The following is a 25,483-nucleotide window of genomic DNA, read 5'->3' as shown; positions in this document are numbered from 1 at the left end:
TTGGGCCAAGCGTGCGGCGCTTGTCCGCAATCCGCGAAAACCCCTTGCGATCGTTCGCGGACCGGCGGAATGAGGGAGGGGCTGTTTCAGTCCGAAAAGGTGAGGGTAAAGGCGATGACGGCTCCGATCGTTCCGGCAGGCGAAGCTGTGGCCGAAAGCGAGGCGTTCCGCCCGCATACCTCGCATTGGGGCGTGTTCTCGGCCCGCATGAAGGAAGGGCAGCTCGAAGTCCGTCCGCATGAGGGTGATCCTGATCCCAACGAGATCATCCAGAATTTCCCGGCGGCGCTGCGCCACCGCGCCCGCATCGCGCAGCCGATGGTCCGCCGCGGCTGGCTGGAGAACGGGCCGGGTCCCGACGATCGCCGCGGACGCGACGAATACGTGCCGATGTCCTGGTCTGCCGTGCTCGACAAGCTCGCGGCCGAACTGCGCCGCGTGCGCGACGATTTTGGGCCCGGCGCGATCTTCGGCGGCTCCTATGGCTGGGCCAGCGCCGGCCGCTTCCACCATGCCCAGAGCCAGATTCACCGCTTCCTGAACACCTCGACCGGTGGCTATGTGAAGTCGGTCAACAGCTATTCCTCGGGCGCCTCCTCCGTCCTCGTGCCGCATATCATCGGCGACTACGAGGATCTGGTGAAGCGCAACGTCTCCTGGGAGCAGATCGCCGATCACAGCGAGATCGTGCTCGCCTTCGGCGGCATGGCGCTGAAGAACAGCATGGTCGCCGGTGGCGGCACCAGCCGCCATGTCGAGCGCGGCGCGATGGAGCGGGCGCAGGAGCGCGGTTGCGAATTCGTGCTGGTCAGCCCGTTGCGCAGCGATCTGCCGGCCGGAGCCCGCGCCGACTGGGTGGCGAACAAGCCCGGAAGCGACACTGCGCTGATGCTGGCGCTGGTCCACACGCTCGTCGTCAACGGCCTGCATGACCGCGCCTTCCTCGACCGCTACACGGCCGGCTGGCCGGTCTTCGAGCGCTATCTCACCGGCGAGAGCGACGGCCAGCCCAAGGACGCCAACTGGGCCGCCCCGATCGCCGGCCTGCCGGCCGAGGAGATCGTCGCGCTGGCGAAGCGCCTCCACGGCAAGCGCGCGCTCATCGTCGTGGCCCATGCCCTGCAGCGCGCTGCCCATGGCGAGCAGCCGGTCTGGATGGGCATGGTGCTCGCGGCGGCGCTGGGCCAGATCGGCCTGCCCGGCGGCGGCTACGGCTACGGCCTCGGCGCCATCGCCTATTACGGCCGGCGCTACAATGCCGTGCCGATGCCGACCTTCTCGCAAGGGAAAAACCCGATCAGCGATTACATCCCGGTCGCCCGCATCTCGGACATGCTGCTCAACCCGGGCACGACCTATCGCTATAACGGCCAGACCCGGACCTATCCCGAGATCAAGCTGGTCTACTGGGCCGGCGGCAACCCGTTCCACCACCACCAGGACCTGAACCGCCTGCGCGAGGCCTTCGCCCGCATCGACACGCTGGTCGTGCACGAGCTCGCCTGGACCGCAACCGCGCGCCATGCCGATATCGTGCTGCCCTGCACGATGACGCTGGAGCGCGAGGATATCGGCGGCAATCCCAACGACCCGCTGCTGGTGCCGATGCACCCGGTGGTCGCGCCCTATGGCGAGGCCCGCGACGATTACGCGATCTTCGCCGATCTCGCCGAGCGCCTCGGCACCGGCGACGCCTTCACCGAGGGCCGCACCGCCCGGCAATGGCTGGAGCATCTCTACGAGCCGACCCGTAATGCGTTGGCGGCGAAGGGCCTGCCGGCACCGAGCTTTGCCGAGTTCTGGGCGGGCGAGGGTTTCGACTTGCCGCAGCAGCCGGATGATGGCGGCAATCTGCGCGCCTTCCGCGCTGATCCGGTGGCCGCGCCGCTGCCGACGCCATCGGGCAAGCTGGAAATCTACTCGGAAACCATCGCCGGCTTCGGCGAGGCCGATTGCCCCGGCCACCCGACCTGGCTCGGCGCGACCAATGTGCCGGATGACGCCAACCCCTATGTGCTCGTCGCCAACCAGCCCCGGACCCGGCTGCACAGCCAGTTCGATTTCGGCGGCCATAGCAGCGACGCCAAGCATCGCGGCCGCGAGATCGCGCATATGCATCCGGACGATGCAGGCCTGCGCGGCATCGCCGACGGCGACATCATCCGGCTTTCGAACGAGCGCGGTGCCTGCCTGGCCGCCGTCCATGTCACCGACGGTATCCGCAAGGGCGTGATCCAGTTGCCGACGGGCGCCTGGTACGACCCCGCCGACGCGAACGAGGACAAGCCGCTCTGCGTCCACGGCAATCCGAACGTGCTGACCCGCGATATCGGCACCTCGGCGCTGGCGCAGGGCTGCACCGGGCAGCTCACGACGGTGCAGGTCGCGCGCTTCGACGGCAACCTGCCGCCGATTCAGGCCTTCGATCCGCCGGGGTCGCGCACGGCGGAAGCCGCTGAGTAAACACCGAAATCCGCGATCCGCCGCTGGGAAAACCGGTGGCGGATCGCGCGCGCCGACGACGAAACCACCCGCCGCCTGCCTCCGCGAGACCGCATGTCCTCCTATATCGACACCTATTACCGCCGCACCCTCGCGACGCAGGAGAGCTATCCGCCGGCCGAAGGCACGCTGAAGACGGATATCTGCATCGTCGGCGGCGGCCTCGCTGGCCTCACCGCCGCGCTCGACCTTGCCCGCGCCGGCCGTTCCGTCCTGTTGCTGGAGGCGCAGCGCGTCGCCTGGGGCGCGTCCGGACGCAATGGCGGCTTCGTCAGTCCGGGCTATGCGACCTCGCTGGCCGCGATCGAGCGCCAGACCGGCCGCGAGCAGGCCGACGAGCTCTATCGCCTGACGATGGAAGGCGTCGAGATCGTCCGTGGCAATATCGAAAGCCTCGCGATCACGGAAGCGGCTCCGTCGCCGGGCATCATGAAGGTCGTCCGCTATGACGGTGGCGCCGGGCTTCAGGCAGTGCGCGACACGCAGGAGAAGCGCTTCGGCCGCAAGCTTCGCTATCTCGGACGCGACGAGACGCGCGCGCTGCTCAATTCGCCAAAATACCACGCCTCGCTGACGGCCGACGATTCCTTCCATTTCCACCCGCTGAACTACGCCCGCGCGCTCGCCCGCGAGATCGTCCGGCTCGGCGGCAAGATTTATGAGGGCTCGCCGGTCATCTCCTGTGAACTCGACGGCGCCGTGAAGCGGCTGAAGACGGCGAAGGCGACGATCGAGGCCGATCAGGTGCTGTTCACGACCGGCGGCTATACCGGCGACGTGCTGCCGGCGCTGCGGCGCGCCTATATCCCGATCGCGACCTATGTGCTGCTGACCGAGGCCGCGCCGGACCTGATCCGCCAGGCGATCCGCATCGGCACCGGCGTCGGCGACGACCGGCGGGCGGGCGACTATTACCGCACGGTCGAGGGCGGCTCGCGCATTCTCTGGGGCGGGCGCATCACCACGCGCACGACCGAGCCCAGCGACGTCGCCGCGATCCTGCGCCACGAGATGGTCACGACCTATCCGCAGCTCGCCGAACTCAAGGTCGAGGCCGCTTGGTCCGGCCTGATGTCCTATGCGCGCCATCTCATGCCGCAGATCGGCCAGTACCGGCCGGGGGTCTGGTACTGCACGGCCTTCGGCGGCCACGGCATGAACACCACCGCGATCGGCGGCACCGTCATCGCCGAGGCGATCCGCGGTGCCAGCGACCGCTACAAGCTCTTCGCGCCCTTCGGTCTGGTCTGGAACGGCGGTCCTTTCGGCACCGCCGCCGTCCAGTTGACCTATTGGGGCTACCAGGCCGCCGACCTGCTCCGCGGGCGGTAGCCGCGGCGAGCCCCAACGCCGCTTAACCTACGGGTTCAGCCTGCACAACGGCAGTGGCGAGACCGGTATCCGCTCGCGACGGCGGCTGCACGAGTTCGATCATCCGGAGCGAGCCGAGGCCTTGCGGCGCGCGATGCGCGATCAGGATCAGGGCGCTCGTCGGTAGGGCCCGGCGCAGTGCGGCGAGCACCCGCGCCTCGCTCTCGGCATCCAGTGCGCTGGTCGCCTCATCGAGCACGAGCCAGTCGGGCTTCTGAAGCAAGGCGCGCGCCAGGGCGAAGCGCTGCCGCTCGCCCCCGGAGAGGCCGCGCCGCATGTCCATCCAGCCTTCCGCGTCGAGCGGCCAAAGCGCCTCCAGCCCGACGGCGGCGAGCGCCTCGCGCAGCCTCTCGTCGTCGACGGCCTCCGGCGATTGCGGATAGGCGAGGGTGGTGCGGAGATCGCCGAGCGGCAGATAGGGTTGCTGCGGCAGGACGAGGATGCGCCCCTCCGGCCGTTCGATCCGGCCCTCGCCATGTATCCAGAGCCCGGCGATGGCCTTGGCCAGCGTGCTCTTGCCATGGCCGGAAGGCGCCGCGAGCCAATAGCTGCCGCCGGCCTCCAGCATGAGATTCGGGATCGGCGCGAGATGGCGCCCCGCGGGCGTCGCGAGCATGAGATCGCGCAGCCGCAGCCTCGCCTCGCCCGTCTTGTGCAGGGCAGGGCCCGCCACCGGTGCGGCCGCGCCTTCGGCAGCCGTCATGAAATGCGACAGGCGGCTCGCTGCCGCCGCGAGCTCGGTCAGGTCGCGATAGGAGAACACGAACCAGGACAGCGTCGTCACCACGTTCTGGAAGGCCGAGCCGATCTGCATCAGCCCGCCGAAGGTGACGCGCCCGGCGAGATAGGCCGGCAGCGCGAGGAAGAGCGGGATGCGCAGCACTGTCTGGAAATAGGGCCGCGTGAAGAAGCCGAGGATCAGCTCGCGATTGGCCAGCCTCTGCCAGTTCCCGGCGATCGCGCCGAAGCGCTCGCGGAACAGCCTTCGCTCGGCCGGCTCGCCATCGGCCAGCGCCACGGCCTCGACATGTTCGCGCAGCCTGACCAGCGAGAAGCGGAAATCGGCCTCGCGCCGCTGCTGCTCGATGTTGAGCGCCTTCAGCGGGTGCCCGAGCCCATGCGTGATGAAAGTGGCGATCGCCACGTAGAGCGGCGCGGCCCAGACCATGTAGCGCGGGATTTCAATCGCGTAGCCGAACAGGCTGAACGACAGCGCGAACGTTGAAAGCGACCAGAGGATCGAGACATAGGTCACCAGCGCGACGCTATTTGTGGCGAGCTCCATGCCTTCGATCGTGAGCTTCTCGACGAAGATGCGGCAGTCCTCGGCGATGCGCTGGTCAGGATTGTCGAGCCCGTGGTCGGTGCGCTCGCGCAGATGCCAATAGGCCTTGCCGGCGAGCCAGCGATCCAGCGCGGCCTCGGTCAGCGCGCGCCGCCAGCGGATCTGCACCATCTTGCGCAGATAGGCGCTGGAGAGATGCAGGCCCACGCTGATCGCGATGAGGCCGAAGAAGACCGCGATCTGCCTCAGCGCGCCGTCGACATCGAGCTTCTGCAGCGCGTTGTAGAAATCAGCGGTCCAGGAAATCAGCCGGACCATGACTTGAACGCTGGCGAGGCCGAGCCCGAAGATCAGCAGGAAATAGAGCGCGCCGACCTTGCCGCCCGGCCCGGCGATGCAAAGCCGGGTCAGCCCGACGATCTGCGAGAGCACGGCCTTCATCACGCGGCCCGCGTCGTCCGCCGCGATTGCGGAGGCTCGGGCGTATCGAGTCGGAAGAGCGCGTCGGCGATGCCGGCCACGGCGCTGGGGTCATGGGTTGCGGCTGTCTCCGGCAGCAGTACCGCGACATCCTCGATGCCGAGATCGCGCAGCTGGAACGGCGTGCCATGGCCGTATTCGAGATGGCCACGCCCGATGATCCCCACGACTAGCGGATCGTCCTCCGTTGCCGCGAGATGGTCAGCGATCCGGCAGGCGAAGGAGCGATCCCAGCACTGCTGCGCCCGCACGAAGCGGTCGAACCGCTCCGGCGCCATCGCTTCCGGTCGGGCCGATCCGCTGAACCGGCCGGTGATCGCCGCGAGATAGGCACGATAGCCCTCGGTCGCAGGGGCGGCCGGCGTGACGCCGTCCCGCTCGTCGACCGGGATCGCTTCCCAGCCGACCTGTCCGACCCGCGTGACCAGAGGCCGATGGCAGTTCAGTGCCAGCATCTTCACCCGCTGCTGCCGGCAGAAATGGAACAGCGGCAGGTAAAGCTCGGGATCGAAACCCCAGACCTGCGCCCACTCGCTGCGTTGGATGAAGGTCTCGGTGTTCATCTCGCCCGCGACCCAGGCGTCGAGCACCGGCTGGATGCGCAGCGGAAACATCTCGAAGCCGACAGCCATCTGTGGCCGCAGCAGGTGCAGGCAGGTCGTGACATGGAGCTGCCAGCGGTGGATTTCGGCAACGTCATGCGTCTCGCCGAGCAGGACGACGCGTTTTCGCGCCATCGCCTGCATCAGTTCGCCCTGCTCCACCAGCCGGCCCGTCTCCGGGTAGAGCCAGCTTGCGCGCGGATGGGCGAAGCTTGCCCCTGCCGGACCAGCGTCAGCCGCGCGAGACATCAGGCACCCCTGCGAAAGCTGCCGCCGGACCACGCAGGGTGAGGCCGAAGTCCTTGCCGTCGGCGTCGCGGGCCTGAAGGGAAACGACTCCATCGCTCTCCGTTAGCGCCCAGCCGGAAACCGCGCCGGCCTTGAGATGCAGGTGGAAATCGCCCTGCATGATGTTGACGAAGCCCATCGCCGGCTTCGGTTCGGGCAGGGCGCCCTGCCAGTGCTGGAACAGGCCGGAGCGCTCGACATCGATGGCGATCGCTTCACCGGTTGCCAGGATCGCCGCGAAGCTGCGGGCGCCGAGATCATCTTCAGGTACGTCTGACGGGCCGCTGCCGCCCGGCGCTTCGCGCTGCACCGGCTCCAGCGTCTCGCCGGCGCCGAACGGCTCCAGCGCCTTGTCGAAGGGCTCCAGACCGTCGAGCCCGATCAGGCTGAACAGGGTTTCGCCGGCAGCATCCTGGCATTCGAGGCGCGGCAGCACGCGCTCGCGCATCTTGCTGGTCCGGTCGGCGACGATGCGCACGACGGTTGCGAGGTCGATCCGGCTGTCGTGGAAGGCGCCGGACAGGCGGGCTTCGTTCCCGGCGATGGTCACGGTCTCGACTGCGCCCATCCGTTCATGGGTGGCACCGCCGGAACGGGTGCTCAGCATGACGCGGCCCATGGCGGGCAGGCTCTGCAGGATTTCGGCCGGCGATTGCACGAGCTTTTCGCGCGGGTTGGTCTCGTTGCTCATGATGGTCTCCAAAAGGGTTGCGACGCCCCGGGGTCTCGGCCGGGGCGCCGCTGATCCGCCGGGCTTTTGGCGTCCGGCGTCTCGAACAGGATCAGAATTCGACGGAAGCGGAGAGCTTGAAGGTGCGTCCCGGCGCCGTCTGCAATTCCAGTGGGTTGGCGGCGGCAACGCAACTGGCCGGGCTGGTGCACACAGCAGTCGTGTTCGCATAGGTCGTCCCGCCGACCAGGTTGGCGAAGTAGCGCTTGTCGAAGATGTTATCGACGCCGCCGCGCACGGTGATGGCCGAGGTCGGCTTCCAGCTCAGATAGGCGTCGAACACCGAATAGCCGCCCTGCTTGAAGAGGGTGGGCGAGCTTGCCCGGGTCGCGCCACCCGCGAAGGTGCCGATCACTTCGGCCTCGAGCCCGTATTCGGGCATCATGTATTTCAACCCGGTGACGGCCTTGAACGGATTGACGTCGAAGGGCGTGACGGGCAGGCCCGCCTCGACGCGCTGCTTGCCGTATTGGTAGCTGAGCGTCGCGCTCGCCAGCCAGCGCTCGTGGAAGCGCCATTCGGCGGAGGCCTCGATACCGGAGATCTGCACCTGCGACAGGTTGCGGGAGGTGTAATCGTTGGTGCCGGGGATGTTGTACAGGGACTGGATGAAGTCCTTGTAGCGCGCGTGGAAAACGCCGACCGAGAACCAGCCATCCGCGAACTTGCCACGGAAACCGGCTTCGTAGGAGCGGACGCTTTCCGGCCGCAGGTCAGGGTTCGGGATCAGGTTGAAGCCCGTCGACGGCAGCGAGGTATAGAGCTGCTCGGCCGTCGGCATCTTGAAGCCTTCGGCATAGCGGCCATAGATCGAATAGGTGTCGTCGAGCTTGAAGATCGTGCCGATCTGCGGGACCAGCCGGTGCGAGGTGAGTTCGCGCGGCTCCTTGCCCACCGCGATCTGGTAGCCCGGCCCCGGCTTGGGATCGATATTGTAGTTCGCGTAGCGCAGGCCGGGCGTGATCGTCCAGCGGCCGGACAGCAGCTCGATCTCGTCCTGGAGATAGAAATCGTAGCGGTTCGTCGTCGAGTTCGCAAAGTTGAAGCCGCCGGCGATCGTCGTCGTCGTCACGCCCGTGGCGAGATTCCTGACGTCGTCCTGGCGCTTGTAGTTGGTCTTGGTGATGTCGCCCTGGAAGCCGTAGGTCAGGCGATGGAAGCTCGGGCCGAGCCCGAAGCTCGACTTTGCCTGGATGTCGAGCTGCGAGAACTGCTCGGAATAGTCGTGCAGGCCGCGTGTCAGGCGCTGCTGGCCGTTGGCGAGTGTCTGCAGGTTGTTTGTGACGAAGGTCCGCTCCTGCGGCGAGAACGAGGCCTGCCAGCGCACGGAATCGAGGAAGCTCAAGCCCGCCTGCCATTCGTGCTCGAGCGCGACCCGCTTGCGGCTCTTGACCTGGTTGCGGATGTTCGGCCCGTTGCGGATGCCGGAACTCACGACGTTGTAGTTGTAGAGCTGGTTCACCGTCGAATCGCTGTCGTAGTATTCGCCGGTTAGCTTGAAGGTGTGGTCTGTTGTCGGCTTGAAGACGAGCTTGGCGAAGCTGTTCCAGACGGTGACGTCGAGCGGATTAAGCCTGTCGCAGCCGAGGAAGCGCATCGTCGGCACCGGGCAGCCCCAGCGGCCGCCATCGGCCCGCGCCTTGGTCAACCGTGCCTCCTGGGCGCTCTTCTGGCTGACGCCGACGATGCCCTCCAGCATCGGTGAGAAGCGGAAGGCCGCGATCCCGGTCTTCACGAAGGATCGGTCGAGGCTGTCATAGCTGGTGCTCAGCCTGGCGGCGTAGGGCTTGTCCTTGCCCTTCAGCAGGTCTTCCGGGTCGAGCGTGCGGTAGGCGACGATGCCGCCGAGCGCGTCCGCGCCCCACAGCACCGAGCCCGGCCCGCGCACGATCTCGACATTCTTGAGGAAGGGCAGGTCGACGAAGTCGCGGTTGCCGTCGGTGACGCGCTCGATCACGCGCGAACCGTCGACCTGCATCTGCACCCGGTTGCCGCCGACGCCGCGGATGGTGAAACCGCCGTAATTGCCGAACGGGTCGGTGCTGCTGGTGATGCGGTTGACGCTGACGCCGGGCTGGTAGCGCACGAGGTCCTGCGTATCGCGCGTGATCCGCTCGTCGAGTTCCTGCCGCGTGATCACGCTGACGGTGCCGGGAACATCGAGAGCCTGCTTCTCGCCGCGCGATGCCGTGACCGTGATCTGGTCGAGCGGGATCATCTGCTCGCTGCTGGGCGCATTGACCTGCGGCGCTTGCGTTTGTGCCTGTGCCACCGAAAGAGCTGTTGTCGACAGCAAAGCTGCCAGGAAAGCCAATCTAGAATTATTATTCATTACGTAACCCCAGTCCCATGTCCGGGGCGTGTAATAGTCCTATCAAAGGATTCGCAAGTTGATTCTTTGTGTGATAGCAATATAATAATTGCTATAATTCAAAAGAAAAGCCTTCGATATAATATAGTTATTACAATAATCTGTTGTGTAAAGCCCTATCTGAACAAATAGGAAGGGGTTTTGTTCAATGTTCCGTGGCCAGTGAAACTGGAGCCTTGGCCCCGGCTCCGCGGGCGGCGGTCAGATCAGTGCCAGCAGGTGCAGCCCGACGAAACAGCCGGCGCCGCCGGCGATCAGCAGGAGCGGATTGACCGGCGTCAGCATCAGCAGGGCTGTCGAGACCAGCGCGATGCCGCGGCCGAGCCAGCCGCTGTCGAGGGACTGGATCAGCACATAGCTCGCCGCCAGGATCATGCCCGCAGCGACCGGTCGCAAGCCCTTCTCAAGGGCGCGCAGCAGGCGGGCGCCCTCGTAGCGCGACCAGATATGGGCGACCCCGTAGATCAGGAAGGCGGTCGGCCCGAAGATGCCGGCGGTGGCGGCGAGCGCGCCCCAGAACCCGGCGATCTGCCAGCCGATCAGCGTCGCCAGCAGCGAGCCCGGCCCCGGCGCCAGCCGCGCGATCGCGAAGGCGTCGACGAATTGCGCGGCGCTCATCCACTGATGCACCTCGACGATCTGGCGATGCATGTCGGCGATGGCGCTCTGGCCGCCGCCGATGGTCACCAGCGAGAGCGGCAGGAAGACGAGCAGGATGCTGAAGGGCAGGGATTGCATCCGGTCGCTCAACCGTCCCGGTAGGTCACGGCGACGCTGAGCGAGCCGAAGCCGAGCACCGTCCAGAGCAATGGCCATTTCAGGATCGCGACTGCGACGAAGGTCGCGGCCATGATCGCGAGCGGGAAGACCCGGCGCGGTACCCGGCGCGCGGCGGTCAGCCCCATCGCCAGCGACAGGCCGATCGCGCCCGAAGCCGCGCCGCTCAGGGCGACATGGCTGAGTTCATAGCTGCTGAGCGAGGCGAAGGCGCTGCCGATCAGGACGATGACGAAGGCGGCGGGCACGACGATGCCGAGCCAGGAGGCGATGGCGCCGTTGCGTCCGCCGAGCTTGTAGCCGATCCAGATCGCCATGTTAGTGACGTTGACGCCGGGCAGGGCCTGCGCGACCGAGAGCCCGTTGAGGAAATCCTCTTCGCTCATCAGGCGCCGGCGCTGCACGAATTCCCGGAGCATCCAGCCGCTCAGGCCGCCGCCGAAACTGGTCAGCCCGATCCGCGTGAAGATCAGGAAGAGCTGCGGCGCGCTCGGGCGCTCGGCCAAGTTATCCGGCATCTGATTCTGCGCCATGAGACGGCTGATGAATCCAGAAAGCAGGCTTCACCAGGATTGGCCAGCGCTGAAGCGCATTGCCCGCATGAAGCAGTGCTCTGCAGAGGCTGTCTGAAATAAGGAGCCCTCATCCTGAGGAGCGCCGCAGGCGCGTCTCGAAGGATGCTCCAGATGGTTCCTGAGCCTCCTGGAGCATCCTTCGAGACGCCATTCCTGTCAGAATGGCTCCTCAGGATGAGGGCTAAGGGGTTTTCCAAACGGCCTATCAGCGGGAAGGGGCGTCCGGCCGTCGCAAGGTGCGTTTGACGGCGCGCTTCAATTGGGCGCCGGCCTTGCGCACGAGTTCGCGATTGCTGCCCGCGCGTCCCTTGCCGCCTGGTGAGGACGCGGGAAGGGGCAGGGGCGCCTCCCTGGCATGCAAGGCTGCCCTGCCGGGGCCCGCCGGCTCGGCCGGCGCGATCATGAAATCGGGACCGCTGACCGGCAGCGCCGCCATGGCCGGATCGACGAAGGCCTTGATCGGCAGATGGTCGGAGGCGATGCGCGCGAGCGGCGTATCGTGGACCGCGACCTGCGACAGGATTTCCGGGCGGTTGGCGATGATCCGGTCGAGCGCCAGCAAGGGCAGCCCGGCCGGGAAGCTCGGGACCGGCACGGGCATCGCGCCGAAGGCGGCATCGAGCGCGCTCAGTGCCGAGCGGCCGCCGAGGCGCCATTCGTTGAGATCGCCGAGCAGGAGGGTGGGGCGCTCGTCCCGGCTGCGCATCAGGTCGATGATCATCCGGGCCTGCTGCGAGCGCGAGCGCCTGAGCAGGCCAAGATGGGCCGCGACGATCCGAAGTGCCGCGCCGCTCTCGAGGTCGATATCGACGACCAGCGCGCCGCGCGGCTCCAGCCCCGGCAGCGAGACCTGATGGACGTCGCGCACCAGCCCCTGCCGGAACAGCACGACATTGCCGTGCCAGCCATGCGCCGCGGCATTGGTGCTTTCCACGGGAACAGGGACGAGGCCGGTCTCGTCTTTCAGTCGGGCGAGGTCGAGCAGGCCGTGGCGGGCGCCGAAGCGCTTGTCGGCCTCCTGCAGGGCGATGACATCCGGCGCGATCTCGCGGATCACCTGCCCGATCCGGCCGGGATCGAAGCGGCCATCGACGCCGACGCATTTATGGACGTTATAGGAGGCGACCAGCGTGCCTCCAGCACGACCGTTCTCTCCGGCCGAAACGGTGCCGGGGCGGTTGTTGCGCTGGCGCAGCGAGGCGATGATGCTGGCGGGCAGGCTCTGGTTCTTCTTCTGCATCGCTCCGCCGGCTCGTGCTCCGGACCCGCCTTGGTAGGGCGGGCAACGGTTTAGGCGCCTCTGGCATCAGGGATATGACTGCTTCGGCTCAGAGATAGGGCGAGCCGAGCCAGATCAGCCTGTCGATCAGACGCATGACATAGGGCCGGGCGCGCAGGCCGGCAAGCGTGACCGGGGTCGCAGTCGACATCACCGTCTCGATCCGGCGCTCGATCGCGCGGGCGAATCCATGGTCGAGAACCTCGAGGTCGATCTCGAAGTTCAGGCGCAGCGAACGCGGGTCGAGATTGGAGGAGCCGACATAGGCCCAGCTCCCGTCGACGGCGAGGAGCTTGGAATGGTCGAAGGCACCGGTGGAGCGCCAGATCCGGCAATAATTCTTCAGGATCTGGTCGAATTGCGCGGTCATGGCGCGGTCGACCAGCACGAGGTTGTTGACCGAGGGCACGACGATATCGATGTCGACGCCGCGTCGCGCCGCGGTGACGAGCGCGCTGATCAGCTCCTGGTCGGGCAGGAAATAGGGCGACATGATCTTGACCGACTGGCGCGCCACCGACAGTGCACCCATCAACAGCTTGTGATTGGTTTCCAGATAGGAATCCGGTCCCGTGGGCACCGCGCGCGCCAGCACCGGCATACCGCCCCGCGCCAGCTCCGGAATCTCCCAGGCCGGGCCGGCAAGTGCTTCGCCGGTGGCGAAGCACCAGTCCTCGGCTGCGACGGCGAAGAGATCGGCCACCACAGGCCCTTCGATGCGGAAATGCGTGTCATGGGCGAAGGCGTCGCCGGCGAATTCGCGGGTGAAACCCTCGCGGATGTTCATTCCGCCCATGAAGCCGATGATTCCGTCGACGACGATGATCTTCCGGTGCGTCCTGAGATTGGCATAGGGCAGCCGCAGGCCCATGATGATGTTGCCGTTGAAGACGTCGACCGCGACCCCGCCTTCGCGCAGGTGCCCGGCGATGCTCGGCACCGAATAGCGCGCTCCGACCGCGTCGATCAGCACCCGGACCGCGATGCCGCGTTTCTGCGCCTCGATCAGCGCATCGGCGATGCGCAGGCCGATCGGGTCCCGGTCGAAGATGTAGCTTTCCAGGATGATGCTGCGCTCAGCCGCCGCGATGGCGGCGAGCATCGCGCCATAGGCCTCGTCGCCGGTTTCCAGCGTGTCGATGCGGTTGCCGGTGGTCAGGGGGTGGCGGGCGACGCGGTCGCCGAGCGTCTTGAGCGCGAGGAAGCGCCGGCCGAAATGCGTCGCGACCGCCTCGTCCTCGACATGGAAATCGGCCGCCGCCATGCCATGGCCGGGGCGCTGGGCCAGGATCGAGGCACGGCGGATGCGGTTGACCCCGGCGATGGCGTAGAGCAGCGGCCCGATGATCGGCGAGAGGATGATGACGCCGACCCAGCCGATGGCGGCGCGCACCTCGTCCTTGGTCATCACCGCATGCGCGCCGGCGACGGCCGACAGCGCGATCGTGATGACCGCGAGGATATGCGGCCAATAGGTCGAGAGAATCCCCCACATGCCGCTGAGGCTAGAGCATTTCCGAGCGAAGTGGGCGTCGGTTCGCGTGAAGAAATTGCGATAAATGAAAACCGAGAGCCTCGGCGGAGCGGATATTCCGGGCGCTGCTCTTCCGAACGCGCCTCTGCATAAGTCAGCGCCGTGGCCTCGAGAGCTGTTTGCGCAAGCAGCTTCGGAATGACGAGACCCGCCCCGCGTCACTCTCTGGCAGGGGCATGGGGAAGGCGGGGAAGACTCGACTCGCCTTCCGGTGGGGAGCGTTCTATAAAGAACAAAGAGAGAACATAAGCTTTGCCCCATGCCCGAAACCGCCTCGACCCTGTCCGATCTGCGCCGCAGCCTCTCAGAGGCCGCCTTGCGGGGCGGGCCGGTTGCGGCCGGGCGGATCGGCCTCGGCGTGCCTGGGCTGGACGAAGCCCTGAACGGCGGGCTCGCGCGGGCGGCGCTGCATGAGGTTTACGCTGCCGAGGTCGCCGATCTCGCCGCCGCGACCGGCTTCGCGCTCGGCCTCGCGCTGCGGGCGGGGGCGGCAGATGAGAAGGCCGGAGCATTTTCGAGCGAAGCCGCCCCCGGCTCGCGTGAAGAAACGCGGAATGGCTCCAGCGAGCGCTCCATCCTGTGGGCGCGGCAGGATTTCGTCGATGCCGAAGCCGGGCGATTGCACGCGCCGGGATTGAACGAATTTGGCCTCGATCCGTCACGCCTCCTGCTGGTGCGGGCGCGCGACGGCGAGGGCGTGTTGCGGGCGGGCGCCGAGGCGGCGCGCTGTGCCGCGCTGGGCGCCGTGCTGATCGAGCCCTGGGGCGAGCCGCGCCCTTTCGATCTGACCGCAAGCCGCCGTCTCGCCCTGGCGGCGGAAGCCTCGGGCGTGCCGGTGCTGCTGCTGCGCGTGGCCGCTGCCGAGGCGCCGAGCGCGGCGCGCACGCGCTGGCAGGTGAGGGCGCTGGCCTCGCGGGCCTTGGAGGCGAATGCGCCGGGCGCGCCGGCCTTCGCCCTGAGATTGCTGCGCCAGCGTGGTGGCGTGGCCGAGCGTGAGTGGCGTGTGGAGTGGGACCGTGACCGACATCGCTTTGCGGAATGCAGCCTTTTCGATCGATCTTTCCGGACAGACCATGCCGCGCCGCTATCTCGCCCTCTGGTTCCCCTTTCTGGCGACGGACAGATTGCGGCGGACGGGCGCGATACCGGCCTCCGGCGCGCCGGCTGAGAAGCCGCACGTACTGACCGAGATGCAGGGCAACGCCCTGCGCCTCGTCGATTGCGACCAGCGCGCCGTCGATCTCGGCCTGACGCGCGGGATGACGCTGGCCGATGCTCGCGCTCGCATTCCCGATCTCGTCGCGCTGGAGACGCAAGCTCAGGCCGACCACGAATTCCTCGAAGCGCTTGCCGGTTTCTGCGACCGCTTCACCCCGCTGGTCGCGCTCGACGAGCCGCATGGCCTGATCCTCGACATCACCGGCTGCGCCCATCTCTTTGGCGGAGAGAGGGGGCTCGGTAATCTTGCCGGGCGCGCCATGCAGCACGGCGGCCTCAAGGTGAAAGCCGCCATCGCCGGCACGCCTGACGCCGCCCGTGCCTGCGCGCGGCACGGCCGCGGCGGCATCATCCCGCCCGGCCAGGAGGAGGCGCTGTTGCGCCCGCTGCCGACCGCCGCGTTGGATACCGACGCCGAGACCGTGATCGCGCTCTCCCGTGCCGGCCTCAAGACGCTGGCCCATCTCGCGGAGCGCCCTTCGGAAACGCTCTCGGCCCGCTTCGGCGAGGCGCTGGCGGTCAAGCTTCGGCGTATTCTCGGCCATGAGGACCGCCGCATCACGCCCTTGCGCCCGCCGCCCGACTGCGTGGTCGAGCGCCAATTCGCCGAGCCTTTCGCCGATCCGGCGAGCCTTGAGGCCGTGGTCGTCAGGCTGATCGGGGAGGCGGCGCGGGTGCTGGAGATGCGCGGCGAGGGCGGTCGTATCTTCGAACTCGGCTTCTTCCGCAGCGACGGAGCGGTACGCCGCCTCGCCATCGAGACCGGCCGGCCCTCGCGCGATGCCAAGGCGCTGCTCCGGCTCTATCGCGAGCGCATCGAGACCCTGGCCGATCCGCTCGATCCCGGCTTCGGCTTCGATGCGATCAAGCTCGCAGTGCCGCTCTGCGAGCCGCTCGACACGCCGCAGCACAGCCTCGATGGCCGCGCGGTCGAGGAGGAGGCGGTGGCCGACCTGGTCGACCGGCTCGTCACCCGTTTCGGCCGCGACCGGGTGCTGCGTTTCGCGGCGCAGGACACGCATCATCCCGTCCGCGCCGCCAAAGCGCTTTCCGCGGCCGCGCCATTGCCGGAAGCGTCCTGGTCCGGGCCAGAACCGCAGGAGCCGCCGGCCCGTCCGCTCCAGCTCTTCGAGCCGCCCCAGCCGGTCGAGGCCATCGCGGAAGTACCGGATGGCCCGCCGATCCGCTTCCGCTGGCGGCGCCTCATCCATGACGTCGCCCGCGCCGAAGGTCCCGAGCGCATCGCGCCCGAATGGTGGCGCGACGGCTCGGACGAGCCGATGCGCGACTATTATCGCGTCGAGGATGCTGAAGGGCGCCGTTTCTGGCTCTACCGGATCGGCTTCTACGAGGCCGACAGCGCCCCGCCGCGTTGGTTCCTGCACGGGCTCTTCGCATGAATCAGATTGCGAATGCCTTCGCCGAACCCGTTGCCGCCTCGCATTTTTCCTTCCTGCGCGGCGCCTCGCCGGGGCCGCATATGGTGCTGACGGCGCTGCTGCTCGGCTATTCCGGCATCGGCATCGCCGACCGCAACACGGTGGCGGGCGTCGTGCGCGCCTGGGCGGCGCTGAAGCAGTTGCGCGAGGACGGTTTGCCCGCGCCCGACAAGGTCAGGGAGGGCGGCAGCCCCGGGGAGTATTACTGGGCCGAGAGCGCCGAATTCGCCGCCTTGCCTTTCACGCCCGAGCGGATGAAGGCGATGGCGAAGCGCTTCAAGCTCGCGACCGGAACCCGCCTCGTCTTCGCCGACGGCACGCCGGATATCGTCGTCTATCCCGCCAATCGTGACGGCTGGGGCCGGCTCTGCCGCCTGCTCAGCCATGGCAACCTGAAGGACGGCGTGAGGAAGGGCGAATGCCGTCTCGTCCTCGACGACCTCCTGAGCGATGCTCGCGACCTGCTGCTGATCCTGATGCCCGGCCGCAGCCTCGATGGCCTGCCTGCGCTCCTTGCTCGGCTGGATGATGCAGCGCCCGGCGCGGTCTGGCTCGCCGCCAGCATGCACCGGCGCGGCGACGACCGCCGCCGCCTTGCGCGCCTCAAGACTATCGCCACCGCGACCCGCACCCCGCTGATCGCGACCAATGACGCGCTCTATGATTCCATCGCGCAGCGGGACCTGCAGGATGTGCTCAGCTGCATTCGCGAGGGCACTACGATCGAGCGGGCGGGGCGCCTGCTCGAATCCAATGCCGAGCGTCATCTCAAGCCGCCGCAGGAAATGGCCCGCCTCTTCAGGGATGCGCCCGAGGCCATCACCGAGACGCAACATCTCTTCTCCCGTATCGAGTTCGATCTCGGCCAGCTCAAATACGAGTACCCCGACGAGCCGATCCCGCCCGGCTGGAAGGATCAGGACTGGCTGGTCGAACTGGTCCGCCGCTGCTGCCTGATCCGCTACCCTGAGGGCGTGCCGGAGAAGGTCGAGAAGCTCTTGGCGAAGGAACTCGATCTGATCGGGAAGCTCGAATACGCCCGCTATTTCCTGACCATCCGCCAGATCGTCGAATTCGCCGAGAGCAAGGGTATCCTCTGCCAGGGCCGCGGCTCGGCCGCCAATTCCGCCGTCTGCTACGTGCTCGGCATCACCGCTGTCGACCCCGCCGAGAACGACGTGTTGTTCGAGCGCTTCATCTCGACCGAGCGCAAGGAGCCGCCCGATATCGACGTCGATTTCGAGCATGAGCGGCGCGAGGAGGTGATCCAGTGGATTTACTGGAAATACGGCCGACATCGCGCCGGAATCGCCGCGACCGTGATCCATTACCGGCCGCGCAGCGCCATCCGCGAGGCCGGCAAGGTGCTGGGCCTGACCGAGGACGTCACAGCCCGCATCGCCGATACGAATTGGGGTAGCTGGGGCAGCGAGATCGGCGATGCCCGCGTCCGTCAGGCCGGGCTCGATCCGACCAATCCGACGATCCGCCGCGCCGTCGATTTCGCCACCCGGCTCTTGGGCTATCCGCGCCATCTCTCGCAGCATGTCGGCGGTTTCGTTTTGTCGCGCGGGCGCCTCGACGAGACCGTGCCGATCGGCAACGCCGCGATGGAGGACCGGACCTTCATCGAATGGGACCGCGACGACATCGACGAGCTCAGATTGATGAAGGTCGATGTGCTCGCATTGGGCATGCTGACCTGCATCCGCAAGGCGTTCGATCTGATCAGGGAGAACGGGGGAAAGGACTATGCGCTCGCCGACTTCAAGGACGGCGACGAAGCGACCTATGACATGCTCTGCGAGGGCAAGTCGCTCGGCGTCTTCCAGGTCGAGAGCCGCGCCCAGATGAACATGCTGCCGCGGCTCAGGCCGCGGGAGTTCTACGACCTCGTCATCCAGGTCGCGATCGTCCGCCCCGGTCCGATCCAGGGCAACATGGTCCACCCCTATCTGAAACGGCGGGCGGGGATCGAAGAGGTGACCTATCCGTCGCCTTCACCGGAGCATGGCAAGGCCGACGAACTGGTTGCCGTGCTCGACAAGACCAAGGGCGTCCCGCTCTTTCAGGAGCAGGCGATGAAGCTCGCCATGGTCGCCGCGAAATTCTCAGACATCGAGGCCAACGGTCTGCGCAAGGCGATGGCGACCTTCCGCAATGCCGGGACGATCCATCATTTTCAGGACATGATGGTCGAGCGCATGGTCGCGCGCGGCTATGAGCGCGACTTCGCTCAGCGTTGCTTCGACCAGATCAGGGGCTTCGGCAGCTATGGCTTCCCGGAAAGCCACGCGGCTTCCTTCGCCAAGCTGGTCTACATCTCCTCCTTCCTGAAGAAGCATTACCCGGCCGCTTTCGCTGCCGCATTGCTGAATTCCCAGCCGATGGGCTTCTACGCTCCAGCCCAGATCGTGCGGGAGGCGGAGGAGAACGGCGGTGTCGAACCACGACCCGCCGATGTCAATTCCAGCTTCTTGGACAACAGCTTGGAAGCTGTTTCGGAATCAAGTTCTTATCATGATCGGCCGCATCAGGAGAGCAAACGGGATCCCTTCGCCCTGCGCCTCGGCTTCCGCCAGATCGACGGCTTCAAGGATGAGTGGGGCCAAGCCATCGCGGAGGAACGGGAAGTGCGCGGCCCCTATCGCGACGTCGAGGAACTGATGCGCCGAGCCAATCTTCCCGCCCGCGCCATGCGCCTGCTTGCCGATGCCGATGCCTTCCGCTCGCTCGGGCTCGACCGGCGCGAGGCGCTCTGGGCCGTGCGTCGCCTGCCGGATGATCCGGCGCTGCCGCTCTTCCAGGCCGCGCAGGCTCGCGAACTGGGTTCGGAACAGGGCATGGCGCTGCCGGTCATGCCGCTGGCCGAGCATATCGTCGCCGATTACCAGACCGTTCGGCTCTCGCTGAAGGGGCATCCGATGCAGCTCCTGCGCCCGCGCTTCCGTCGCGAGGGCGTGCTGAGCTGCGCCGAGACCGAGGAGAAACCCGATGCCGCCTTCGTCCGCACAGCGGGAATCGTGCTGGTGCGGCAGCGGCCGGGCAAGGGCAATGCCATCTTCGTCACGCTGGAGGACGAGACCGGCATCACCAATGTCGTGATCTGGGCGCGATTGTTCGAGCGTTTCCGCCGCGAGGTCATGGGCGCGCGGCTGATGCTGGTCGAGGGCAGGGTGCAGAAAAGCGTCGAGGGCGTCACCCATCTCATGGCCCAGCGTATCGCCGACCGCTCGGTCGACCTGCTCTCGCTCTCGCATACCCACCGCGCCGAGGTTCCGATGCCCATCGACGAACTGAAGAACCCGCCTTTGCCGCGCCACCGCCACCCACGTAATGTGCGCATTCTCCCGAAATCCCGGGATTTCCATTGAATTTGCGCAGCTAAGGGGCGTGCAGAGCACTCACCAAAACAAACTTCTCCAATGGAAGTAAAATAAGAAAAAACACGCTACCTGCTGTAAATTGAACCTTTGCCGCCATGGGTATAAGTGGTTCGTTCGATTTACCGAACAGGCGGCCACGACCATGGCGAACGGCTTCGGCTCGGACGAACCCTCGACGACAACGCCGGCAGAGGCGCTGCTGGCGCATCGCGCGGCCGCGCTCGATGCGGCGTTCGGCAAGGCGGACGTGCCCGCGCGCGTTTCCGGCATCGTCGCGGAAGCGAACGGGCGAGTAGTCTTCACCACCTCCTTCGGTCTCGAAGATCAGGTCCTCACCCATTTCATCGCGACCGCGAAGCTGCCGGTGACTTTCGCCACGCTCGATACCGGCCGGCTCTTTCCCGAGGTCTATGCGCTCTGGCAGGAGACCGAGGAACGCTACGGCATCGTGATCCGCCCGTATTACCCTCGCCACGATACGCTCGAACTCCACGTCCGCCAGAACGGCATCAACGGCTTCTATGCCTCGCGCGACGCCCGCAAATCCTGCTGCGACATCCGCAAGGTCGAGCCTCTGGGCCGAGCGCTCGCCGGCGCCGATATCTGGCTGACCGGCCTGCGCGCTGATCAGTCGGCGGCGCGAGGCGGGGTGAAGCTGGCCGAGGCCGATGCGGCCCGCGGCCTCGTCAAGGCGAGCCCGCTCATCGACTGGTCGCGAGAGCGCGCGCTCGCCTTCGCGCAGCAGAACGACGTGCCGGTCAATCCGCTGCACGCGCAGGGCTTCGTCTCCATCGGCTGCCAGCCCTGCACCCGCGCTATCCGCCCCGGCGAGCCCGAGCGGGCCGGCCGCTGGTGGTGGGAGGACGATGCGGCCAAGGAATGCGGCCTGCATGTCGGGCCGGACGGGAAACTGGCGCACGCCGGGCTCTCGGCTGTGGAGGTGCGTCAGTGATCCAGCTCAGCCATCTCCAGAAGCTCGAGGCGGAGGCGATCTTCATCATCCGCGAGGTCGTCGCGACCTGCGACAAGCCGGTGCTGCTCTATTCGATCGGCAAGGATTCGGCCGTCCTGCTGCACCTCGTGATGAAGGCGTTCTATCCGGCCAGGCCGCCTTTCCCGCTGCTCCATGTCGATACGACCTGGAAGTTCCGCGAGATGATCGCCTTCCGTGACGAGACGGCGCAGCGGCTCGGCCTCGACCTGATCGTCCATATCAACCGGGAGGGCGTCGAGGCCGGGATCAATCCCTTCGCCTCCGGCTCGCGCATCCATACCGACGTGATGAAGACGCAAGGGTTGAAGCAGGCGCTCGATCTCCACAAGTTCGACGCCGCCTTCGGCGGAGCGCGCCGCGACGAGGAGAAGAGTCGGGCCAAGGAGCGCATCTTCTCGCTGCGCTCACCCGAGCATCGCTGGGACCCGAAGAACCAGCGGCCCGAACCCTGGCAGCTCTTCAACACCCGCAAGCATCGCGGCGAGAGCTTTCGCGTGTTTCCGCTCTCCAATTGGACCGAGCGCGATGTCTGGGACTACATCGCGCTGGAGAACATCCCGGTCGTGCCGCTCTATTTCGCCGCGCCACGCCCGGTCGTCCGGCGTGATGGCGCCTGGATCATGCGCGACGACGAGCGCATGGAACTGCGCCCCGGCGAGACCATCGAAACCCGGATGGTCCGCTTCCGCACGCTGGGTTGCTACCCGCTGACCGGCGCGGTCGAGAGCGAGGCCGCCAACCTCACCGACATCATCGCCGAGATGCGTTCGTCACGATCCTCCGAGCGGGAGGGCCGCGTCATCGACCATGACGGCTCGGGCTCGATGGAACAGAAGAAGCAGGAAGGCTATTTCTGATGGGCTTCGCGCTCGCCAAAAAGAAGGCACCGAAACCGGTGCAGACGCCGCTTCCGGCCAACGATGCGCCGGCATCATCCGAAACCGGCCAGCATTCGCTTTTGCGCTTCATCACCTGCGGTTCGGTCGATGACGGCAAGTCGACGCTGATCGGCCGCATGCTCTACGAGGCCGGCGCGGTCTTCGACGACCAGCTCAGCGCGCTCGACAGCGATTCCCGCAAGTTCGGCACGCAAGGCGAGGCGCCCGATTTCGCTTTGCTGGTCGACGGCCTCTCGGCCGAGCGCGAGCAGGGCATCACCATCGATGTCGCCTATCGCTATTTCGCGACGCAGACGCGCAGCTTTATCGTCGCCGACACGCCCGGCCACGAGCAATACACCCGCAACATGGCGACCGGCGCCTCCACCGCCGATCTCGCTGTTATCCTGGTGGATGCACGCAAAGGGCTGTTGCCGCAGACGCGCCGCCATTCCTTCATCGTTTCGCTGGTCGGTGTCCGCCATGTCGTCGTCGCCATCAACAAGATGGACCTCGTCGGTTATGACGAAGCGGTTTTCGAGCGGATCGCAGCCGATTATCGCGCGGCGGTGAAAAGCCTCGGCTTTGCCTCGATCCGCTTCATCCCGGTTTCGGCCCGCGACGGCGAGAACGTCATGCGCCCGTCGACGCTGATGCCCTGGTATGATGGCCCGGCGCTACTGCCCTATCTTGAGGGCGTCGCGGTCGCCCGCGCTGCCCCGAGTGACGAAGGCTTCGTCCTGCCGGTGCAATGGGTCAACCGGCCCGATCTCGATTTCCGCGGCTATGCTGGTACGCCGGTTGCTGGTCGCGCTCGTGTCGGAGACCCCGTCGTCGCGCTGCCCTCTGGCCGCACCAGCCGCATCGCACGTTTGATCGGCGCAGCCGGCGAGGCAAGCCAGATCGCTGCCGGCCAGGCCGCGACGGTCGCACTGGAGAACGATATCGACATCTCGCGTGGCGACGTCATCGCCGCTGCCGGGGCGGCGCTGCCGGTGAGCCGCGGCCTGAAGGCACGCCTGCTCTGGACGGGCGAGCGGGCCATGCTCGAAGGCGGCCAATTTCTGGTGAAGCTTGCGACGCAGAGTGCCAACGCGACGGTCGAGACGCTGCATCACAGCATCGATATCGAGGGCTTCCAGCCGCTGCCGGCGCAGAGCCTGGGCATGAACGGCATCGGTCTCGTCACGCTCCGGCTCGATCGGCCGCTGGTCTCGCTGCCCTACGCGCAGAGCCACCAGCTCGGCGGCTTCATCCTGATCGACCGGATCAGCAACGAGACGGTGGCCTTCGGCTTCGTCGAACCCGCCGAGGGCGAGGCTCGACAGGCCGTGGGCGAGGGCGGGGCGCTGGTACGGGCGCAACGCGGCGTCCTTCGCATCGTCGGCCGGCGGGGCACGCCGGACCGCCGGGCATGGCTTGCCGGGATCAGCTGGCGTGTGTTGAGCACGGCCGGGCTGTTCGCGGCGGCCTTCGTGCTGACGGCCAATGCGGCAGCATCCCTGGCGCTCGCCTTCGGTGACATCCTGCTGCGACCTGGCTTGCGGGCGCTGCATATGCGGCTCTGGCGCAAGGCGCCGGTCGGGGCGTTGCAGGACGGCGCGGGGATTTAGGGCGCGGGGTCAGGCACCGACCACCGCCGTCGCCTCGATCTCCAGCAGCGCCTCCGGCTCGACCAGTGCGGTGACGGCGACCACCGCCATGGCCGGGAAATGCCGGCCGAAGACCTCGCGATAGGCCGGCCCCATCTCCCTGAGGCTGGCGCGATAGGTCGCGATATCCGTGACATACCAGGTCAGGCGCACGATATCCTCGACGCGCCCGCCGCCGGCCTCGACCACCGCCCTGATGTTGAGAAAGGTCTGGCGGAGCTGCCCGATGAAGCCCTCGGCGAAGACGCCTTGCGCGTCCCAGCCGACGAGCCCGCCGGTCACCAGCACGCGGCCTTCCGCCACCATGCCGTTGGCATAGCCGCGCGGCTGCGGCCAGCCTTCGGGCAGGATGGCGCGGGATTGCGGGAGTTCGGACATGGCGTATCGCCTCGGTTTCGGCCGTTCAGGCTCTGTCGATGGGAAAATCAGGTCTCGCCTTGCGCCATCTGGCGCAAGGCGAAGCGTTGCAGCTTGCCGGTCGCGGTCTTCGGCAGGACCGGGACGAATTCGATAGCGCGGGGATATTTATAGGGCGCGATACCGGCTTTCACATGCTCCTGCAGCGCCTTGACCAGCGCTGCGTCGCCAGTGACACCTTCGCGCAAGACGACATAGGCCTTCACGATCTGACCGCGCTCGGGGCAGGGCGCGCCGACCACGCCGCATTCGGCCACGGCTTCATGCGTCAGCAGGCAGGCTTCGACCTCGGGACCTGCGATGTTGTAGCCGGCCGAGACGATCATGTCGTCGGAGCGGGCCTGGTACCAGAAGTAGCCATCCGCATCGCGCAGATAGGTGTCGCCGGTGATGTTCCAGCCGTTCAGGACATAGACCGCCTGGCGCGGGTCGGCGAGATAGCGGCAGCCGGTCGGGCCGCGGACGGCGAGGCGCCCGGGCGTGCCGTCCGGCACATCGCGCCCCTCGGCGTCGACGATCTTCGCCTCATAGCCCGGTACCGGAGTTCCGGTCGCGCCCGGCCGAATCGCCTCGCGCGGCGCGCCGATGAAGATATGCAGCATCTCGGTTGCGCCGATGCCGTCGAGCAGCGGCATGCCGGTCCGCGCCTGCCAGGCCTCGAAGGTCGCCTTGGGCAGCGCCTCGCCGGCGGAGACGCAAGTTCGGAGCGAGGCGATGTCGCGCCCGTCGAGCTTGTCGAGCATGGCGCGATAGGCGGTCGGCGCAGTGAAGACGACGCTGACCTTGTGGCGTTCGATCGCGTCGATCAGATCGGCCGGGCCGGCCTTCTCGGGCAGCACCATCGCCGCGCCGATCCGCATCGGGAAGAGCACGAGCCCGCCGAGCCCGAAGGTGAAAGCGAGCGGCGGCGAGCCGGTGAAGCGATCATCCGGAGAGGCCTTCAGCACGCGCGCGCCGTAGCAGTCGCAGATCGCCAGCATGTCCTGGTGGAAATGCATCGTGCCCTTGGGCTCGCCGGTGGTGCCGGAGGTGAAGGCAATCAGGCAGACATCGTCGCGGGCGGTGTCGACGGCCTCGAAACGCTCGTAGCCCGGTTGCGCCATCAGAGCTTCCAGCTCGCTCTTGGCACTGCCGAAGGCGACGATGCGGGCCAATTCCGGCACCTGCCCCTTGGCGGTCTCCAGCTCGGCAGTGAGGCGGTGGTCGCAAAGCGCGAGCGTGATTTTGGCCTTGCGCAGGGGATAGGCAAGCTCGCCCGCCCGCAGCATCGGCATGGTCGCGACCGCGACGCCGCCGGCCTTGATGACGGCGAGATAGGCGGCGACCATCATCGGCGTGTTGCCGGCGCGCAGCAGCACGCGGTTGCCGCTGACCATGCCGAGATCGCGGGTCAGCACATTGGCGATGCGGTTCACCACCTCAGTGAGGTCGGCATAGCTCCAGTGCAGGTCGTTGGCGATCACGGCGGTGCGTCCGCCACGCCCCTCGTCGACATGCCGGTCGAGCAGCTCCGCGACGCAGTTCAGCCGCTCGGGGTAGGTGAGCCCCGCCTCCTCCAGCCTCAGATCGGGCCAGCTTTCGCGCGGCGGCAGGTTGTCCCGCGCGAAGCTGTCCTGATGCCCCGATCTCGCGAATCCGGTTGCTGTCATGGCGTTCCCCTGCGAGAGCCCGATCCGAACAGGCCGCCAGCCCGATCGGTGAATCC

General features: G+C 67.1%; 17 protein-coding genes and 1 pseudogene. 8 read left to right on the top strand and 10 right to left on the bottom strand.

Annotation, left to right across the window (positions count from 1 at the left end; all coding sequences use genetic code 11):
* The first annotated feature begins 114 nt into the window (after nt 1-114).
* Nucleotides 115-2,463, top strand: a complete 2,349-nt coding sequence (locus AC1RLU_RS08035; protein ID WP_492794886.1) for a molybdopterin guanine dinucleotide-containing S/N-oxide reductase — start codon at nt 115-117, stop codon at nt 2,461-2,463.
* A gap of 93 nt (nt 2,464-2,556) precedes the next feature.
* The gene (locus tag AC1RLU_RS08030) at nt 2,557-3,834 is read left to right on the top strand and encodes an NAD(P)/FAD-dependent oxidoreductase (protein ID WP_113587360.1); all 1,278 of its coding nucleotides are present in this window, start codon (nt 2,557-2,559) and stop codon (nt 3,832-3,834) included.
* 22 nt (nt 3,835-3,856) lie between these two features.
* Here AC1RLU_RS08030 and AC1RLU_RS08025 read toward each other — a convergent pair whose 3' ends face one another.
* The 8 genes and pseudogenes from AC1RLU_RS08025 to AC1RLU_RS07990 form a co-directional block, all read right to left on the bottom strand.
* Entirely contained in the window at nt 3,857-5,599 is a 1,743-nt protein-coding gene (locus AC1RLU_RS08025) for an ABC transporter ATP-binding protein/permease (RefSeq protein ID WP_492795243.1), read from the bottom strand.
* A complete protein-coding gene (locus tag AC1RLU_RS08020) occupies nt 5,599-6,489 on the bottom strand; it encodes a ChaN family lipoprotein (protein WP_492794884.1) in 891 nt (296 codons plus the stop codon). The genes AC1RLU_RS08025 and AC1RLU_RS08020 overlap by 1 nt, the downstream gene beginning before the upstream one ends.
* A complete protein-coding gene (locus AC1RLU_RS08015; RefSeq protein ID WP_492794882.1) occupies nt 6,473-7,219 on the bottom strand; it encodes a ChuX/HutX family heme-like substrate-binding protein in 747 nt (248 codons plus the stop codon). Before AC1RLU_RS08015 ends, AC1RLU_RS08020 begins: the two co-directional genes overlap by 17 nt.
* A 91-nt stretch (nt 7,220-7,310) precedes the next feature.
* Nucleotides 7,311-9,530, bottom strand: coding sequence for a TonB-dependent hemoglobin/transferrin/lactoferrin family receptor (locus AC1RLU_RS08010; protein ID WP_492794880.1), 2,220 nt, complete (start codon nt 9,528-9,530; stop codon nt 7,311-7,313).
* 300 nt (nt 9,531-9,830) lie between these two features.
* Nucleotides 9,831-10,367, bottom strand: coding sequence for a chromate transporter (locus AC1RLU_RS08005; RefSeq protein WP_061963888.1), 537 nt, complete (start codon nt 10,365-10,367; stop codon nt 9,831-9,833).
* 8 nt (nt 10,368-10,375) lie between these two features.
* Complete coding sequence (locus AC1RLU_RS08000) at nt 10,376-10,924, bottom strand: chromate transporter (RefSeq protein ID WP_142115283.1); 549 nt, start codon at nt 10,922-10,924, stop codon at nt 10,376-10,378.
* A 499-nt stretch (nt 10,925-11,423) separates the two neighbouring features.
* Nucleotides 11,424-12,221: pseudogene (locus tag AC1RLU_RS07995) on the bottom strand (endonuclease/exonuclease/phosphatase family protein); the annotation flags it as partial.
* An 88-nt stretch (nt 12,222-12,309) separates the two neighbouring features.
* Entirely contained in the window at nt 12,310-13,755 is a 1,446-nt protein-coding gene (locus tag AC1RLU_RS07990; RefSeq protein ID WP_492794879.1) for a phospholipase D-like domain-containing protein, read from the bottom strand.
* A gap of 355 nt (nt 13,756-14,110) precedes the next feature.
* Here AC1RLU_RS07990 and AC1RLU_RS07985 point away from each other — a divergent pair, with 355 nt between their 5' ends.
* From AC1RLU_RS07985 to AC1RLU_RS07960, 6 genes are all read left to right on the top strand, one after another.
* On the top strand, nt 14,111-14,962 hold the full coding sequence (locus AC1RLU_RS07985) for an ImuA family protein (RefSeq protein WP_492794878.1): 852 nt from the start codon (nt 14,111-14,113) through the stop codon (nt 14,960-14,962).
* The gene (locus AC1RLU_RS07980) at nt 14,868-16,412 is read left to right on the top strand and encodes a Y-family DNA polymerase (protein ID WP_492794876.1); all 1,545 of its coding nucleotides are present in this window, start codon (nt 14,868-14,870) and stop codon (nt 16,410-16,412) included. Before AC1RLU_RS07985 ends, AC1RLU_RS07980 begins: the two co-directional genes overlap by 95 nt.
* Complete coding sequence (locus AC1RLU_RS07975) at nt 16,409-19,825, top strand: error-prone DNA polymerase (protein WP_492794875.1); 3,417 nt, start codon at nt 16,409-16,411, stop codon at nt 19,823-19,825. The genes AC1RLU_RS07980 and AC1RLU_RS07975 overlap by 4 nt, the downstream gene beginning before the upstream one ends.
* Nucleotides 19,826-19,979: 154 nt before the next feature.
* Nucleotides 19,980-20,789: a phosphoadenylyl-sulfate reductase gene (locus AC1RLU_RS07970; protein WP_492794873.1), complete on the top strand. Its 810-nt coding sequence runs from the start codon at nt 19,980-19,982 to the stop codon at nt 20,787-20,789.
* On the top strand, nt 20,786-21,688 hold the full coding sequence (gene cysD / locus AC1RLU_RS07965) for a sulfate adenylyltransferase subunit CysD (RefSeq protein ID WP_492794872.1): 903 nt from the start codon (nt 20,786-20,788) through the stop codon (nt 21,686-21,688). The genes AC1RLU_RS07970 and cysD overlap by 4 nt, the downstream gene beginning before the upstream one ends.
* Nucleotides 21,688-23,322 carry a sulfate adenylyltransferase subunit 1 gene (locus AC1RLU_RS07960; RefSeq protein WP_492794871.1) on the top strand — a complete coding sequence of 545 codons (1,635 nt, stop codon included), beginning with the start codon at nt 21,688-21,690 and terminating at the stop codon, nt 23,320-23,322. Before cysD ends, AC1RLU_RS07960 begins: the two co-directional genes overlap by 1 nt.
* A 9-nt stretch (nt 23,323-23,331) precedes the next feature.
* Here AC1RLU_RS07960 and AC1RLU_RS07955 read toward each other — a convergent pair whose 3' ends face one another.
* The gene (locus AC1RLU_RS07955; protein WP_492794870.1) at nt 23,332-23,739 is read right to left on the bottom strand and encodes a RidA family protein; all 408 of its coding nucleotides are present in this window, start codon (nt 23,737-23,739) and stop codon (nt 23,332-23,334) included.
* Between the two features lie 47 nt (nt 23,740-23,786).
* Nucleotides 23,787-25,427 (bottom strand): benzoate-CoA ligase family protein, encoded by a 1,641-nt coding sequence (locus AC1RLU_RS07950; protein ID WP_492794869.1) that lies wholly within the window; start codon nt 25,425-25,427, stop codon nt 23,787-23,789.
* Nucleotides 25,428-25,483: the final 56 nt, after the last annotated feature.

It is taken from the genome of Allobosea sp. GW822-FHT05A11 (assembly GCF_058800455.1).
The sequence above is the reverse complement of the archived record's forward strand: the minus strand, read 5'-3'. Positions and strand labels throughout refer to the sequence as shown.